Source organism: Actinokineospora globicatena, from assembly GCF_024171945.1.
Lineage (GTDB): Bacteria > Actinomycetota > Actinomycetes > Mycobacteriales > Pseudonocardiaceae > Actinokineospora > Actinokineospora globicatena.
In genome coordinates, this window is the sequence record NZ_JAMTCR010000004.1 from 129,644 (window position 1) to 145,472 (window position 15,829).

The following is a 15,829-nucleotide window of genomic DNA, read 5'->3' on the forward strand; positions in this document are numbered from 1 at the left end:
GAAGTTGTTACCGGCTCGGGTGGCTGCGTCTCGGTTTATGGGCACATTCTCCAGCGGTCCGTCAGTAAGTAGTGCGACGTGTGCGTGGAATAGGAGAGGCAGGCTTGGGATTATCCGAGTTGGTCGCGACGGCGGGTCAGGTAGGTGATCTCGGCGGGGTTGTCGGTCAACTCGATGGCCTTGTCGTAGGCCTCGCGGGATTGTTGGCTGCGGCCCAGTCGGCGGAGGAGGTCGGCGCGGGTGGCGTGGTAGGGGTGGTAGCCGGAGAGGGCGGGTTCCAGGCGGTCCACGGCGGCCAGGGCGACGTCCGGGCCGTCGAGTTCGGCGACGGCGATGGCCCGGTTCAGGGCCACGACCGGTGACGGGTCGAGGCGGACGAGGTGGTCGTAGAGGGCGACGACCTGGGACCAGTCGGTGTCGCGGATGTCGCGGGCGCTGGTGTGGACGGCGTTGATGGCGGCGAGGACCTGGTAGCGGCCCGGCGCCACCCCGGACGCCAAGCGTTCGCGCACCAGGCCGTGGCCCTCGGCGATCAGCTCCGCGTCCCAGGCGCCGCGGTCCTGCTGGTCGAGCGGGACGAGGTCGCCGGTGGCCGAGACCCGCGCGGTGCGGCGGGCCTCGGTGAGCAGCATCAGCGCCAGCAACCCGGCGACCTCGCCGTCCTCGGGGAGCAGGCCGCGGATCAGGCGGGTGAGCCGGATCGCCTCGGCGGTCAGGTCGTGGCGCAAGGGGTCGGTGTCGGGTCCGGACGCCAGGTAGCCCTCGTTGAACACCAGGAAGAGCACGGCCAGCACACCGGACACACGCGCGGGTAGATCCGCCGCATCTGGTACGCGGTAGGGGATGTGGGCCGTCTTGATCTTCGACTTGGCGCGCGTGATCCGCTGCCCCATCGCGCTCTCCTGCACCAGGAACGCGCGGGCGATCTCCGGCACGGTCAACCCACCGACCATGCGCAACGTCAACGCCACGCGGGTCTCCATGGCGAGCGCCGGGTGGCAGCAGGTGAAGATCAGCCGCAGCCGGTCGTCGTCGATGGCACCGAGCGGCTCGGGCGGGTCGTCGTCGTGCGCCACCAGAGCCTCCTTCTGCTTGTCGTCGCGCTTGCTCTCCCGCCGGATCCGGTCGATGGCCTTGCGGTTCGCGGTCGTCGTCAGCCACGCCCCGGGGTTCGGCGGCACCCCGTCGGTCCCCCACCGCTCGACCGCCGCCACGAAGGCCTCAGCCGCCGCCTCCTCAGCGACGTCGAGATCACCGAACCGCTTGGCCAGACTGGCGACCACCCGCGCCCACTCTCCCCGGTGCGCACGGGTGATCGCCGCTGCGATGTCCGCTGTGCTCACAGGAACGGCCGCACCTCGACCGTGCGCACACAGTGCCGCGCCCCCTCAGCGGCCAACTCCAGCGCGACACCCAGATCCGGCGCCTCGATGACCCAGAACCCCACGGTGGACTCCGAGTGCGCCCTGTCACCGATCACCGAAACCATGTACGGCATCTCGAACCCTCTCCGGCAGTGGATCGCGCCCTGGTCAGGCGGCCGCTCACCTCTACTACGAACACCGCCGCGCCGATCCGACATCGACCCAGGACGAACTTTCCCCCAGGTTGGCGGCCCGTGCCACGTGCGCCAGCGGCGAGGCGGTTCAAAGTGCCCATCCGGAAGCTCGCAAAGCCGACCGTAAACGCCGGTGTGCCCGGAGCCGTCGGGCTCCGGGCACACCTGGGTTGGCGGGGGTTAGACGCGGACCAGGCCGTCGTCGGTGCCGCCGGGGAGGGGGAACCACTCGTGCCAGCCGCCGTTGGTGGGGATCTGGGCGGACCAGAAGGTCGAGATGACCCGCCCGTCCGGCGCGGTGGTGAACAGCTGGACCGTTCCGTTGAGGACGGTCGTGGTCACGACCGAGTTCGGCGCGGCGACCCCGTCGGCGTACCCGGTGGGGATGGTGAACCAGTCGTGCCAGCCGCCGTTGGCGGTGACGTCCGGCGACCAGAACGTGGCTATCACGTGCCGGTCCGGCGCGGTGGCGAACAGGTGGGTCTGGCCGTTGAGCGTGGTGGCGGTGATGGTGGAGTTGGGCGCGGTCGTGCCGTCGCCGTAGCCGGTCGGGATGGCGAACCACTCGTGCCAGCCGCCGTTGGTGGTGATGTCGGCGGACCAGAAGGTCGACATGACGCGGCCGTCGGGGGCGGTGGTGTAGATCTGGTTGCCCAGCGCGGTCACCACGGCGTTCGGCGCGACGATGCCGTCGGAGAAACCGCCGGGGATCGGGAACCACTCGTGCCAGCCGCCGTTGGTCGTGGTGTTGGCCGACCAGAAGGTGGAGATGACCCGGCCGTCCGGCGCGGTGGTGAACAGCTGCGGCGCACCGTTGAGGGTGGATACGGTGACAGTCGCGTTAGGACTGACGACGCCGTCGCCGTAGCCGGTGGGGATGGTGAACCAACCGCTCCAGCCGCCGTTGGTGGAGTTGTTCGCCGACCAGGAGGTGGAAACCACGTGCCCGTCAGCGGCGATGCCGTAGGCCTGCGAGTTGCCCGCGTTCACCACCGACCGGACGTACTTGGGCGTCGTGTCCGGCTCCTCCGGTGCCGGGTCCTCGAGGATGTTCTTGTAGCGCTTGGGGGTGAAGGTCGCCGCGTACGACGCGCTCCACACCCGCTCCTCGGCGAAGTGGCCGTAGTCGCAATCCTCCCACACGATCGGCTTGGTGTGGGCGCCATCGGCCCACCCGACGAACAACGCGATGTGCCCCGAGTCGCCGTCCCGCTTCCACAGCGCGTCGCCGAACGTGAGGTCCGCCCTGGGGATCGTGTTCATCAGCGGCTGGATGAAGTAGGTCGTGTAGCTCGCGTTGAGCTTCCACGCCATGGACACGTAGCCGGAGCAGTCCCGGCGGTCGGAGCCGTACTGGTTCTTGTGGGGAGAGCCGTTGTCCTGGCTGTAGGGCACGCGTTGGTCGATCCACGACCGGGCGCGTACTCGGACCTCGGATCTGGTGATCGGCGCGTTGACAGCGGCCACGCTCGCCGTCGTGCTGTGCGTGCCTTCGGGCGAGGTGCCCGCCGTCGCGGCGGTGATCTCGATCGCGTGGGCCTTGGGCGCGGCGTGCGCCGTTCCGGACAGGAACGTGAGCGCGGCCAGTGCGGCGGCGGTCGACAGGGTGATGAGCCTCGTTTTCCGGGCGTGCGACATCCAGGTCTCCTCGTGTTCGGTGGTCGTGGACTCCGCGGCTCCCCGGGCCGTGTCGCCGGGGAACTCCCTTCCCGGTGTCCGGGCCGCTGCTGTTCTGGCCGGACAACGAAAGAGTCACAGCACCCGCTAGAGCGGCTCTATGCGGCGTCGATCGGTTCCTACAGGTCGGCTATAAGCCGCTGCAGGTAACCGAACGCGCAGGTCAAGCGGGGGACGAGGGCGCGCATACCAAGGCCGCACACCGAATGGAGTAGCGCGGTGGTGGCCGAGGTGGGCGTCGTGGGATGGCTCGGCGGCCAAGCGAGTGGTTGCGGGCGCGCGCGGTAATGCGGGGTCAGGCTCGTCCGACGGGTTTGAGGCAGGTCGCCCGGTGTCGGGTGGCCCGGCCGGACAGGAGTGTGCGCGGTGGCTCGTCGGCGTATCGGATCGCTTGTGGGTGTGCGGTTGCTGGCCTTGGTGCTCGTGGTCGGCGGGGTGACGCCACCCGTGGTGAGTTCGGCCGCGGCGCAGCCCGCGCGGCGGGGTACGGCGGCGGAGGTCGCGCCGCTGCGGTCCGCGGCGCCACAGCCCACGTCGACCTCCGGTGCTGATCGACTCGTCGGCGCGGCGGAATCAGGGCCCGGGCACGAGACCCCGCGCGCGGCAGGGCGTCCGGAGCCGGTGCGGGAGCTGACCGAGTTGCGGACCGCCACCAGTTCCACCCTGGTGAACCAGGACGGCAGCCGGACCGAGCGGCAACACCTGGTGCCCCAGCACTTCCAGGCAGGCGGCTCCTGGCAGCGGATCAACTCCTCGGTCGTGGTCGACGCCAACCCCGCCGACGCGGTCAAGGCGCCCGCCGCGGTGGGGGAGCGCACGCACTTCAAGATGGCCGCCAACTACTGGCAGGCCAGGTTCGCGCCGTCGGGTGACCGCCGGGGCATGGTGCGGATCCAGCAGGACGGGCAGACCGTCACGCTGCGGCCCGTGGGCGCCAGGGCGGTCACGCCGCGGATCACCTCCGACAGCTCGGGTCGGCAGACGGTCCACTACGACGGTCTGTGGCCCGGGATCGACGTCGCCTACGAGACGCACAACAGCATGCTCAAGGAGTTGGTCAGCCTGGCGGACTCCGCCGCGCCCACCAGCTACGCCTTCGCGGTCGGTGGCGCGGAACTCAAGCCAGACGGCAAGGGCGCGCTGCGGCTGACGGGTGCGCTGGAGGGCAAGTTCGAGGTCGCCCCGCTCAGCGTCACCCTGATGGACCGGGGTGTCATCAGCGAGACCATCGCCCGCCAGGAGTTCTCGGGCGGGCAGTTGCGGGTGGTCGTGGACGAGCGCTGGCTCCGGTCACTGCCCGAGCGGAGCTTCCCGGTGGTCGTCGACCCCACGTTCAACAGCTTCTTCGGCACCCGCGCCAGCGGCAACTACGTCGCCTACAAGTCCGACGGGTACGTCTGCGGCTCGACCGTCTGCTACCCGAACTCCGGCACCCTCAACGACAACGGGTGGAAGTCCTGGCGCAGCGCGTTCTTCGCGCCGTACAACCAACTCCAGGGCAAGGTGCTGCTCGGCGCGTGGTTCCACCTGCAGATGATGCCCCCGACCAGCGGGAAGTACTACGGGACCTACGAGAGCCTCTACACGGAGCTCTCCCACGCGGCCTGCCTCGGCTACCACTGCATCAACTACAACGCGCCCCGGACCAACTCCTGGTTCAGCTACGAGTCCTGGTTGGACGCCACCGCGATCTACCAGAACCGCGTCAACGCGGGTGACTGGGGAGCGTGGATGATGCTCAACGGCGAGGAACGCGCCCACCACACGATGAAGGCGTTCGACCCGGACAACAGCTACATGCAGTTCACCTACAACACGCCGCCGCCGACGCCCGCGGTCACCGCGCCCGCCGTCGACGGACAGGTGTTCGTCGACCCGCAGGTGAGCTTCAAGGTGAACCCGGTCGGTGACGCGGACGGCGACGGGGTCCAGTACTACTTCCGGGTCGCGACCGGGTCCGACGGCGAGACCGGCACCGTGGTGAACTCCGGCAACATCAGCGCGGCACAGTGGACAGTCCCGGATGGCGTTCTGCAGGACGGAACCACCTACTACCTGCACACCTACTCCTTCGACGGCTCCAACCACAGCCCACCCAGCGCGGTCCGGTCGTTCCGGATCGACGCGCGCACCGGCAAGGACGCCACCCAGACCTTCGACACCCTCGGCCCGGTCAGCGTCGACCTCGCCACCGGCAACGTCACCACGGACGAGACCAGCCACACCAGCACGGCCCTGGGCGGCAACCTCGGTGTCACACTCGACTACAACTCCCCGACGCGGTCCCGGCAAGGTCTGCTCGCCGAGTACTGGAACGTGCCCGCCAACCACGGGTTCGGCAGCGGGTCCCCGGCCGGTCCGGCCGCGCTGCAACGGCTCGACCAAGCCGTCGACTTCGACTGGGGCCAGGGTTCGCCGTCGAGCGGGACGATCGGCACCGACTGGTTCTACACGCGGTGGACCGGCTACTTCGTCCCACCCAAGACGGGGTCGTACACCTTCGGCGGCAACATGGACGACGCGTTGAGCATCACCGTCAACGGCCAGGCCGTGGGCGGCGGTTGCTACAACGCCATCTGCTACGGCACCCCGATCACGCTCACGGCGGGGCAACCCGTGCCGATCAAGGTCGACTACGAGGAAGCCACCAGCACCGCCTGGGTGAGGGTGTACGTGAAGGGCGCCGTCGCCGAGCAGGTCCTCCCGACCGCCTGGCTGCGCACGGAACCACGTTCGGTCGCGCAAACGCGCGGGTTGACCGGTCGCTACTACGCCGACAACGCGGGCCACAACCTCGACGACCCGACGAAGTCGCTGTTCCTCAGCCGCACCGAGCCGCTGCTCAGCCTCAACTGGGGCAACGGTTCGCCGGTGCCGGGCGGGCCCGCGGACTTCATGTCGCGGTGGACCGGCTACGTCACCGTTCCCGCCACCGGCACCTACTACTTCGGGACCGCGGCAGATGACGGCAGCCGGATACGGGTCAACGACACGCTGGTCCTGGACGCCTGGAGCGGCTGTTGCGCTTTGGTCTACGGGAACGGGATCTCGCTGACCGCCAACCAGACCGTCCCCATCGTGGTGGACCACTACGACTCCGGTGGCGCCGCGTCCATGGCCCTCTACGTCAAGGGCGCCGTCGGTGAGCAGGTCGTGCCGTCCACTTGGTTGAGCCCGCGCGCCCAGGTCGTGCCGGACGGGTGGAGCCTGGGTGTCGACCCGGACGGAGACCTCAGCTACGACCGGTTGGTGGCCAACCAGAACAGCGTCACGCTCACCGACGCCACCGGCGACCGGCACGAGTACTCCTGGACCGGGAGTGGCTACAAGCCGCCGGTCAACGAGAACGGGCACCTGATCCGCAACCCGGACGGTAGCTTCACCCTGCAGGACAGCGACGGGCGAACGTACACCTTCGACAGCCAGGGCCAGCTGACCACGGCCACCAATCCCGTCGACGACCGCAAACCCGCCGCGCTGCGCTACACCTACTCCGGAAGCCCATCCCGCATCAGCCGGATCTCGGACAGCGTGGACACCGAGCGGTGGGCCCAGGTGTTCTACAGCGGCGCGGCGGAATGCCCGTCCGCCGCCGGGTTCGACCCCGTGGCACCACCGAACATGCTCTGCGCGGTCCGCACCAACGACGGCCGCACGACCGCTTTCCGCTACCTGCAGGGCAAGCTCGCCAGAGTCGTGCTGCCGGGCGACGAGATCACCGACTTCCAGTACGACGCCAGCGGCAGGCTGGTCGGCCTGCGCGACAGCCTCGCCAACGACGCCGTCGCCGCCGGGGTGCGGGCCGACGACCAGAACGTGCTCACCTCGATCGACTACGACGTGCTCGGCAGGGCCATCAAGGTCACCCAACCCGCCGCGTCCGCTGGCGCGACCAGGATCCAGCACACGGTCGACTACGTGCCGGGCGACACGGGATACGCGGGCGCCAGCAGGCAGCACGTCGTCGGCGCGGCGGAACCCAACGGCCACACCCGCCGGGTCGAGTACGACGCGTTGTTGCGAACGGTCAAGGACATCGATGTCGCGGGCCTGACGACGACCTCGGAGTGGGACACCTCCAAGGACCTTCGACTGTTCACCACAGACCCGACCGGGCTGCGGTCGACGACGATCTTCGATGACGACGACCGTCCGGTCAGCGAGTACGGCCCGGCACCGGTGGCCTCGTTCGGGTCGGACCGCAGGCCGGTCCAGTCGGCGCTCGCCCAGGTCCCGGCGCGGCAGACGCGCTACGACGAGGGCATCACCGGCCCGGCGGTCAGCTGGTACGACTTCGCCTCGGCCAACGGCGGCGTCCTCCTCGGCGCACCCCGCCTGCACACCACCGGTGTGGACCCGACGGCCGACACCGGGTGGGTGCGCCGGGACTTCCGCGTCGGTCCCGTCCCGGTCGACCAGGAGAATAGGGCCCCCGGAGCGGACGGCTACGGGTTCAGCGCGACCGGCAAGATCCGCTTCCCGGCCACCGGCACGTACACGTTCCGGGTGTACGCCGATGACTCGCTCCGCCTGCACGTCGCGGACACCCAACTGCTCGGCAACTGGGGGACGCTGACCGAGGGCGTCAACCAGAACGTGCTGACCGGCACCTTCGCCGCGGAGGCGGGCAAGCCGTACCGGTTCAAGCTCGACTACGGCCACGCCGGGACACCAGGCGCGCTGGAGGCGTGGTTGGCCGGGCCCGGCATCCAGGACACCAACAACGGCCTCGGCACCAGCAGGCTCGGGGCGTACCTCACACCGGACTACAGCCTGGAGACGAGTTCCACCGTCGCGGACTCGACGCTCGGAGACGCGACCACGAACACCTCGTACGGGGCCAACCCGGAAACGGGACTGGTGCGGGCCAAGACCGTTGACCCGTCCGGGCTCAACCTGACCACGACCCTCGGTTACGAGGCGCCGGGCGCGGGCTACCTGCGGCAGACCGCGAGAACGTTGCCGGGCGGCACGAAGACGGCCTACGAGTTCTGGGACACCACCGCCGACAACCCCTGCACCCCGACCACTGAGGCGTTCCGGCAGGGTGGGCAGGTGCGGCGCAAGGTCGACCCGGATCCGGACGGCAGCGGGCCACGCCAGCCGCGCACCTCGGAGACCGTGCACGACGACGCCGGGCGCATCGTCGCCGCGAGGTTCAACCAAGACCCGTGGACCTGCACCACGTACGACGCACGAGGGCGCGTGCTGACCACGGTGATCCCGACGGTGGGTGGGCAGTCGGGTCGGACGATCACCAACAACTGGGCCGTGGCGGGCGATCCGCTGGTGACGAGCACCGCCGACGCCAAGGGCACGATCACCACCACCGTAGACCTGCTGGGCCGCGTCACGGTGTACTCCGACGTCTTCGGCGACTGGACCGGGTACGCCTACGACGACCTCGGGCGCTTGGTCCGCGTTTACGGGGATGTCGGAGAGCAGGGGTTCGGCTACGACCAGTACAACCGGTTGGTGGAACAGCGCTACGGCGGGCAGGTCGTGGCCAGGCCGCTCTACGACCAGTTCGGTCGGGTCGACCGGGTGGACTACCCGCTCGCGGGCGGCCTTGGCCTGGCGGGCACGAGCTGGGACGCGATGGGCCGGGTCAGCGGGTTCACCTGGCGCCTCGACGGTGGCTCGACCGTGACCGACGCGGTGACCAGGTCGCAATCCGGGCAGGTGCTCACCAACATCACCACGGCCGGGTCCGCGCAACTCTGGCGTGGCTACGGTTACGACAAGGCGGGCAGGCTCACCTCGGCCGACAGCGGCCCGCACACGTTCCGGTACGGCTTCGGTCCGGCCGTGGGTTGTGGCGCGGGCTCGAACCCGGACGCGGGGCGCAACGGCAACCGGACCAGTCAGGTGGTCGACGGCGTCACCACGACGTTCTGCCACGACCAGGCCGACCGCCTGATCGGCAGCAGTGACCCGCGCTACGACGGTGGTGATGTCGACGCCCACGGCAACATGACCTCGATCGGCAGCGGGCCCACCCCGCTGCGGCTGTGCTACGACGCCTCGGATCGCAACACCTGCCTGGTGCAGCGCACGGCCGAGGGCAACGGCGTCGCGATGTACTACGACCGGGACGTGCAGGGGCGGGTGATCGGGCGGTTCAAGAACGACATCGCCAACTGGGTGTGGTCGGCCGCCGGGGACTACTTCTACGGCTACAGCGGGAGTGGGGACACACCGGACCTGGTGCGGGACAACAGCTGGCGGATCGTGCAGCGCACCATCGCCTTGCCGGGCGGGGTGTCGCTGACGATGCGGCCGGACGCGCCGGTGGCCGCGGACCGGGCTGTGTACTCGCTGCCGAACGTGCATGGTGATGTTCTTTTGACTGCCAACGGGTCGGGCGCGAACACCAGCACCGGCAACGGTCCGGGCAACTCTTTCACCTACGACCCGTTCGGGGCGATCACGACGGGGAGTACCGCGCCCGCGAACTTCGATGCGGGGAGCCAGGGGTGGCTCGGGCAGCACCAGAAGGTGTCCGAGACGGTGTTCACCTTGGCCCCGGTGCAGATGGGAGCGCGGGTGTACCTCCCCGGGTTGGGGCGGTTCAGCTCGGTGGACCCGGTCGAGGGCGGTGTGGAGAACGACTACGTGTACCCGCCTGACCCGATCAACGACTTCGACCTGACCGGGCAGTGGAGTTGGAGTTCGGTCAAGTTCGGGCTCAGCGTCGCGACCATGGTCGTGGGTGCGGCGGCGTGCATCGTGGCGACAGCGGGGGTGTGCGCGGGCGTGGCGATCGGTGCCGCCGTGGTGAACGGCGTCGCCTCGGGGGTCGCGCACTACTCGGAGAACAAGAAGGTCGGGCCTGCGATTCTGGCCGGTGTGAAGGACACGGCCTGGGACCTGCTGAAGATGAAGAAGATCACGATGTTCGGCAAGGTCCTGAACAAGGGCACCCCGACGGCCGTCCGGTTCTTCGGGGCTGGGCGCAACTACACGAGCCTGGGCAAGGCATTGACGAAGGCGCCCGCGCGGGCCCGGTTGCGCGCGGTGGTCAAGGACTTCGCTGGCAAGCTGTCGTTCACCACCGCGATGCACATCGCGGCGCCGCGCAAGGTCCGGTAGGTGGGCCGCCGCCTCCCGGGGTGAGCCCGGGAGGCGGTGGTGGTTAGCCCAGCAGGTAGGACTTGTCGTAGACGAGCGAGCTGCCGGGGCAGCTGGCGGTGGAGACGGCGCTGACGGCGGTGACGGTGTTGCCGGTGACGGTGAAAGTGGAGCCGTTGGGGTTGCGGCAGTAGGCGAGGGCCTGCAGCTCGTCCAGGGCGCCGCCGCTGGCGTTGCAGGTGGCGTGGGCGTTCTTGCTGCCGTTGGTCCACGCGTAGCAGTTCTGCAGGGCCTGGGCGGGTGCCGCCCCGACGACCAGCCCGCCGACGACCACGACCGTCGCGGTGACCGCGCGCAACGTCTTCATCATGACAGAGTCCTTTCCCAGACGCCCCAGGGCGCGGCGCGACGACCGCGCTTGCTCGACCGCGTGACCGCACCCCAGAGCGGACCGAAACATGTCGAACTCGAGCTTAATGTCGTCACTCAGGCGGTACACCACCGATCGGTTGAATCGACCGGCACCATTGTTCCGGCCCGCTGGGTGTCCGGTGTGGATCAACCGGCAGACTGCGGACGCACGTCCCCGACCTGCCTTGACTGGGCGACGCGCGATGTGCAGGCGGGGTTCTGGTCACGCACCGGATTCGGCATGACTCCACACGGGTGAAATGGCTCGTTAATGTAATTCCCGGCATTTCCGGGCCGGATAGCGATACGGGGTGGGCGGACCGCGTCGTACGATTGTCGAAGGATCGGGTTTGGATCTGGACGTGCGGTCGGCGCGCTCCCTAGGGTCTGATCATGAGCTGGGTTCGCAAGCTGGTCGGTGTGGTGCTGGTGGCGCTGGTGTCCGCTGTGGTCATGCCGGTGGTGGCGGTGGCCGAGGGATCCGCCGTGGTGTGGGGGGATTGCCCGCCGGACCCGGGTCCGGCTGATCCGCGGCTGCGGTGCGCGACGGTGAAGGTGCCGCTGGACTACCGGGCGCCGGGGGGTCGGAAGATCGAGATCGCGGTGTCCCGGTTGGCCACCGCGAAGCCAGGACTGCGGCGCGGTGTGTTGCTGCACAACGGAGGCGGGCCCGGTGAGCGCAGTCTGCACCTGCCCAGCCGCTACGCGCAGGTGTACTCGCAGGACGTGCTCGACCGGTACGACCTGGTCGGCTTCGACCCGCGTGGGGTTGGCTACAGCACGCCGATCACCTGCGGTCGCACCGCGGCCCAGCTGCCCAACGAGTGGGTGTTGCCGTTCCCCGCGCCGGGTGGCTCGATCTCCGGCAACGTGGCGTTCGCGCGCGACCTGGCTCGGGACTGCCTGGCCAAGGGCGGCGACCTCGTCCGGCACGTGACCACGGCGAACACCGCGCGCGACATGGACCGGATCCGGATCGCGCTGGGGGAGCGGAAACTGTCCTACTCCAGCGGTTCCTACGGCAGCTACCTCGGCGCGGTGTACGCGTCGCTGTTCCCGGAGCGGACCGACCGGGTCGTGCTCGACGCCAACGTCGACCCGAACCGCGTGTGGCACCACCAGTGGGCGTTGTGGGACAGCGGGGCGGAGGCGCGGTTCCCGGACTTCGCGGCGTGGGCTGTCCAAGATGGACTCGGCTCCACTCAGGACGAGGTGCGCGCCGGATTCCTCGCGTTGGTCAAGAAACTCGACCGCGCACCGGTTGTGCACCCGAAGGCGGGACCGGTCAACGGCAACCTGCTGCGCGCGATCTTCCGGGCGTACTCGTACCACAGCCTCTACTTCCCGGAGATCGGCGCGTGGTGGCACTTCCTGGAGGGTGACGGCCCGCCCCCTGGCTGGGGCGACCCGTCCGGCGTACCGGGCATCCCGCAGGACAACTCCGTCGCCGTCCTCCTGGCCGTCACCTGCGGCGACACCCTGTGGTCGCACGACATCGACCACTACCGCCGTGAGGTCCGGGAAAACCGCGCCGAGTACCCGATCCTGGGCGGCATGGGCGCGAACATCTGGCCGTGCGCCTTCTGGCCGAACCCGGTGGAACCCGCGGTACGGGTGACCGACCGCGGCCCGGCCAACGTCCTCTTGCTACAGACGCTCCGCGACCCCGGGACCCCGTACGCGGGCGCCCTGGGAATGCGCTCCGCCCTCGGCAACCGAGCCCGCATGGTCACCGTGACCACCGGCAACCACGGCGCCTACGACCCCAACACCCCGTCCTGCGCGATCACCGCCGCCCACCGCTTCCTGGCCACCGGCACCCTGCCCCGCCACGACCTGGCCTGCGACCCCGACCCGACCACCGCCGCCAGCGCCCCATTGCTGAGGAACGCTTTGCCAACTCCCGCAGACGTGCAGTTCCCGCACGTAGCTATTCCGTGATCACGCCCGTACACCCAACCCGAAAGACGACCAGCGCGCCGGCTCGTGAGAGGTTCAGGAGGCTGGCGTACTGACCCTAGGATCGCTGGAAGGCGACGGTGCAACAGTCACGGAGGTGGGCGGGTGCGCGAGCACGCTCTGTCGTGGATCGCTCGGTGGGACGCGCAGCAGGAGTTCTACGTGCCGCACCGGGAGGCGTTGTTCGGGGTGATCGCCGATGCGGTGGTGGAGGTTGCGGGGCGGGCCGATCCCCTGGTGCTGGACCTCGGGTGTGGGCCGGGGGCGCTCGGGGTCAGGTTGCGGGCGCGGGTTCCTGGGGCGCGGGTGATCGGGATCGACTCGAACCCCTTGCTGTTGGCGCTCGCGCGGGCGGCGTATCCCGAGGAGGAGTTCGTCACGGCTGATCTGGGGGAGCCGGGGTGGGTGGATCGGCTGGGTCTTGAGCGGCCGGTTGACGCGGTGGTCAGCACGACGGCGTTGCACTGGTTGCCCGAGGCGCGGATGAAGGTCACCTACGCCGAGGCCGGTTCCGCGCTGGCACCGGGCGCGATCTTGCTCGACGGTGACCACCTCACCGCCGACGACACCGCGCCGACGCTCGCGCGGGTGCACCGGGCGTTGGGTCGGCCGACGGCCGGGAAGCCGCAGGACGACTGGGAGGAGTGGTGGGCGGCCATCGCGCGGGACAGCGTGTTCGGGGAGTTGGTCGCCCCGCGGACGCATGACCCGCATTCCGAGACCCAGTTCCTGTCCACGCACCTGCGGGCGCTGGAGTCGGCCGGGTTCGCCGAGGTCGACACGATCTGGCAGCACGGGGACAGCAGGGTGCTGGCCGCGATCCGCTGATCAGTCGTGGTTGGGCAGGCCCGCGGCGTGGTGGTGGGCGGCGTGCAGGGCCTCAGCGAGCATGTGCCGGACGTGGGTGCCGGTGGCGCGGTAGAGCGCTCGGCGGCCGTCACGGCGGAGGGTGACCAGGCCGGTGAGGCGGAGCTTGGCCAGGTGCTGGGACACAGCCGGGCGGGCGATGCCGACGGCGCCCGCGAGGGTCGTGACGTCGTACTCGTCGCCGCACAGGAGCCAGAGCAGGCGCAACCGGGTGGGGTCGGCGAGCATGCGCAGCGAGTCGACGGCGGCCGCCACGTGCTCGTCGGGTGGCAGCAGCCGCCAGTCGGGCTCGGCGCGGGAGGCGTGCATGGTGCGACAGTGTCGCAGTCCCGCGCCTAGTTCCAGCAGGCGCAGGCGGCGGGGCGCGCGGTGAACGCGTCGGCTCGACGACGTCCTCCAGCGCGACCAGGGTGAAGTCGGCGGTCAGGTCGATGTCGGCGAACGAGGCGAACACCGCGCTCTCCGGGAACCACGGGCCGAACGGCGCCGGTGAGCTGCCGATGCACTCGCTGCCTGTGGCCACCGCCGCGCCACGTCCCACAGCCCGTCACCGTCGGCGAACCGCTGGACCTCCGGGTCGCCCGGCAGCCGACCGGTATTGGCCCGGAAGACCTCGCGGAAGATCCACGAGTCGGTGTGGTGGGTGTACCCGCCCCGCGCGGCGTCGATCTCCGTGAGGCCGAGGTCGCGCAGCGCGGCGAGGAACGCGCTCTGGTGCGGTGCGACGCTGTGCAGCAGCGTGCCATCGACGTCGAGAACGACCAGGGTGCGCATGCGGTTCATCCGTTCTGGTGGTGTCGGTCAGCCGTGGGCGAGGAGTTCGAGTCCGACGACGGCCGCGCCGAGGACCAGCTCGGCGCCCAGCACGATGAGGCGCTGCCAGCCGGGCAACCGCACCCGGCGGACGGCCAGGTAGCTGATCGCGGCCAGCCCGGCGACGAGCGCGATGGTCGACGCGCGCAGGGCACCCTCGATCTTCCACACCCCGGCCACCGCCAGGCCCAGGAACACGAACGGCAGCGTGACCGCGCCCAGGGCACCGAAGCTGACCCGCAGCATCCGGCCGACCCGCTCGCGGTCAGGCAGGGCGGCGTGCACCGCGATGTGCGACACGACATCGGCCACCAGGACCGCCAGCAGGGTCCCGGTCACCGTGATCAGCAGCAGCACCGCGGCCTCGAGCGCCTCGCCACCGTGCGACCGCAGAGCCAGGACCACGGCCAACGCGGTGAACGTCAAGTACACGCGCTCCTTGAGCCGTGCCGCGCGTTCCTCAGCGGGTTCGGCACGTGAGTCCGTTTCAGCCATGGGCTCAGGCTAGTTCCGGTGCCTGGACCGCTAGAGCGGGGTTGCTGTCACCCACGCGCGTAGAGCCGCGAGTTCGGTACCTAGCGACTCCGGCGTGCTGTTCTCCCGGTGCTGGACCGTGGGATCGGTGTCGGTGTCGTGGTTGATGACCATCGCGTCTGCCTCGCCGCTGTCCCAGACCGAGAGCATGCCGCCGAGAGGTCCCGACTCCAGATACAGGTGCACGGAGTTCTTCGGGTACTGCCAACTGGGGCCGGTGATGTTCAGCGAGACCCCTGCCTCGGTCAGCGCGTCGTACTCGTCAGCGGCCCAGTCCAGGACGGCCCGGAACAGCTCTTGCCCGCGAAGCCATTCGGCGAGGACGGCGTAGTCGGCGTCGGTTAGGCCGTACCGGGGATCCACGCGATGCAGCAGCGCCCGACCCTCGTGGTGCGCGGCGACCCAGGCACGGTCAGCGTCGGTGATCTCGTCGTCGATCCACGCGAACGGCCGCCCGTCCGCCCACTCGACCAAGGCCCTGGTCTTCCAGTGCACCCCGGCGTCGTCGTTAGCGTCGTCGGGCCAGGTGACCACGGGCAACGGCGGTAGCCCTAACAGCGGCGCGACGCTCTCGTTGGCGTCGTTCTCCCACGTCGTGGCCCACACCAGTTCGCACGGCAACGCCGCCAACCGGGGACCGTGCGCCGGGTCGACCCGAACGAGCAGCGGGTTGCCGGGCGAATCTGCTCTATGCACCGCGTACTGCTCCGGTGCCAGGCCGAACGGGATAAGAGGTCCATCGATGTCGAGGAACAGCACGGCGGTCACGGCGCACACCCTAGTTCGGGTCACCCGCTCAGTGCGGCGGTGACCTGGGCGGGGTCGCGTAACCTGCGCACCTGCGGTAGCGCGCTCGTCCTGCGGGCCGGTGCGTGGGCTGCGATCGTGACGGCTGACGGAGGGTTTCGGTCGGGTGCGCGGGTTGAGGTGACAGTGAGT

The 15,829-nt window shown here is 69.8% G+C and carries 11 protein-coding genes; 3 read left to right on the forward strand and 8 right to left on the reverse strand.

Features of this window, described 5'->3' with window-relative positions; all coding sequences use genetic code 11:
* Window positions 1–110 precede the first annotated feature (110 nt).
* From LV79_RS19540 to LV79_RS19550, 3 genes are all read right to left on the reverse strand, one after another.
* Window positions 111–1,343 (reverse strand): RNA polymerase sigma factor, encoded by a 1,233-nt coding sequence (locus LV79_RS19540; RefSeq protein WP_253838804.1) that lies wholly within the window; start codon window positions 1,341–1,343, stop codon window positions 111–113.
* Entirely contained in the window at window positions 1,340–1,498 is a 159-nt protein-coding gene (locus tag LV79_RS19545; protein ID WP_253838805.1) for a YciI family protein, read from the reverse strand. Before LV79_RS19545 ends, LV79_RS19540 begins: the two co-directional genes overlap by 4 nt.
* Window positions 1,499–1,738: 240 nt before the next feature.
* The gene (locus LV79_RS19550; protein WP_253838806.1) at window positions 1,739–3,196 is read right to left on the reverse strand and encodes a PLL family lectin; all 1,458 of its coding nucleotides are present in this window, start codon (window positions 3,194–3,196) and stop codon (window positions 1,739–1,741) included.
* 432 nt (window positions 3,197–3,628) lie between these two features.
* Here LV79_RS19550 and LV79_RS19555 point away from each other — a divergent pair, with 432 nt between their 5' ends.
* Window positions 3,629–10,327 (forward strand): PA14 domain-containing protein, encoded by a 6,699-nt coding sequence (locus LV79_RS19555; RefSeq protein WP_253838807.1) that lies wholly within the window; start codon window positions 3,629–3,631, stop codon window positions 10,325–10,327.
* A gap of 43 nt (window positions 10,328–10,370) precedes the next feature.
* Here the strand turns inward: LV79_RS19555 and LV79_RS19560 are convergent, their stop codons facing one another.
* Window positions 10,371–10,676: a hypothetical protein gene (locus LV79_RS19560; protein ID WP_253838808.1), complete on the reverse strand. Its 306-nt coding sequence runs from the start codon at window positions 10,674–10,676 to the stop codon at window positions 10,371–10,373.
* A 434-nt stretch (window positions 10,677–11,110) separates the two neighbouring features.
* Between LV79_RS19560 and LV79_RS19565 the strand changes: the two genes are divergently transcribed.
* Together LV79_RS19565 and LV79_RS19570 are read left to right on the forward strand one after the other, a co-directional pair.
* Window positions 11,111–12,658 (forward strand): alpha/beta hydrolase, encoded by a 1,548-nt coding sequence (locus tag LV79_RS19565; protein WP_253838810.1) that lies wholly within the window; start codon window positions 11,111–11,113, stop codon window positions 12,656–12,658.
* Window positions 12,659–12,781: 123 nt separating this feature from the next.
* Window positions 12,782–13,504 carry a class I SAM-dependent methyltransferase gene (locus LV79_RS19570; RefSeq protein ID WP_253838812.1) on the forward strand — a complete coding sequence of 241 codons (723 nt, stop codon included), beginning with the start codon at window positions 12,782–12,784 and terminating at the stop codon, window positions 13,502–13,504.
* On the opposite strand, the gene LV79_RS19575 is transcribed toward LV79_RS19570, so the two are convergent.
* The 4 genes from LV79_RS19575 to LV79_RS19590 form a co-directional block, all read right to left on the reverse strand.
* Entirely contained in the window at window positions 13,505–13,852 is a 348-nt protein-coding gene (locus tag LV79_RS19575) for an ArsR/SmtB family transcription factor (protein WP_253838815.1), read from the reverse strand.
* Between the two features lie 114 nt (window positions 13,853–13,966).
* On the reverse strand, window positions 13,967–14,317 hold the full coding sequence (locus LV79_RS19580) for an HAD family hydrolase (protein ID WP_253838817.1): 351 nt from the start codon (window positions 14,315–14,317) through the stop codon (window positions 13,967–13,969).
* Window positions 14,318–14,344: 27 nt separating this feature from the next.
* Entirely contained in the window at window positions 14,345–14,851 is a 507-nt protein-coding gene (locus LV79_RS19585; protein ID WP_253838819.1) for a hypothetical protein, read from the reverse strand.
* Between the two features lie 30 nt (window positions 14,852–14,881).
* Complete coding sequence (locus tag LV79_RS19590; protein ID WP_253838821.1) at window positions 14,882–15,658, reverse strand: immunity protein TriTu family protein; 777 nt, start codon at window positions 15,656–15,658, stop codon at window positions 14,882–14,884.
* Between the last annotated feature and the right edge of the window lie 171 nt (window positions 15,659–15,829).

Excerpts from the sequence above, each read along its gene's own strand:
- LV79_RS19580 (WP_253838817.1), bottom strand. The coding sequence starts at position 14,317 with ATGCGCACCCTGGTCGTTCTCGACGTCGATGGCACGCTGCTGCACAGC.
- LV79_RS19575 (WP_253838815.1), bottom strand. The coding sequence starts at position 13,852 with ATGCACGCCTCCCGCGCCGAGCCCGACTGGCGGCTGCTGCCACCCGAC.
- LV79_RS19545 (WP_253838805.1), bottom strand. The coding sequence starts at position 1,498 with ATGCCGTACATGGTTTCGGTGATCGGTGACAGGGCGCACTCGGAGTCC.
- LV79_RS19550 (WP_253838806.1), bottom strand. The coding sequence starts at position 3,196 with ATGTCGCACGCCCGGAAAACGAGGCTCATCACCCTGTCGACCGCCGCC.
- LV79_RS19565 (WP_253838810.1), top strand. The coding sequence starts at position 11,111 with ATGAGCTGGGTTCGCAAGCTGGTCGGTGTGGTGCTGGTGGCGCTGGTG.
- LV79_RS19585 (WP_253838819.1), bottom strand. The coding sequence starts at position 14,851 with ATGGCTGAAACGGACTCACGTGCCGAACCCGCTGAGGAACGCGCGGCA.
- LV79_RS19560 (WP_253838808.1), bottom strand. The coding sequence starts at position 10,676 with ATGATGAAGACGTTGCGCGCGGTCACCGCGACGGTCGTGGTCGTCGGC.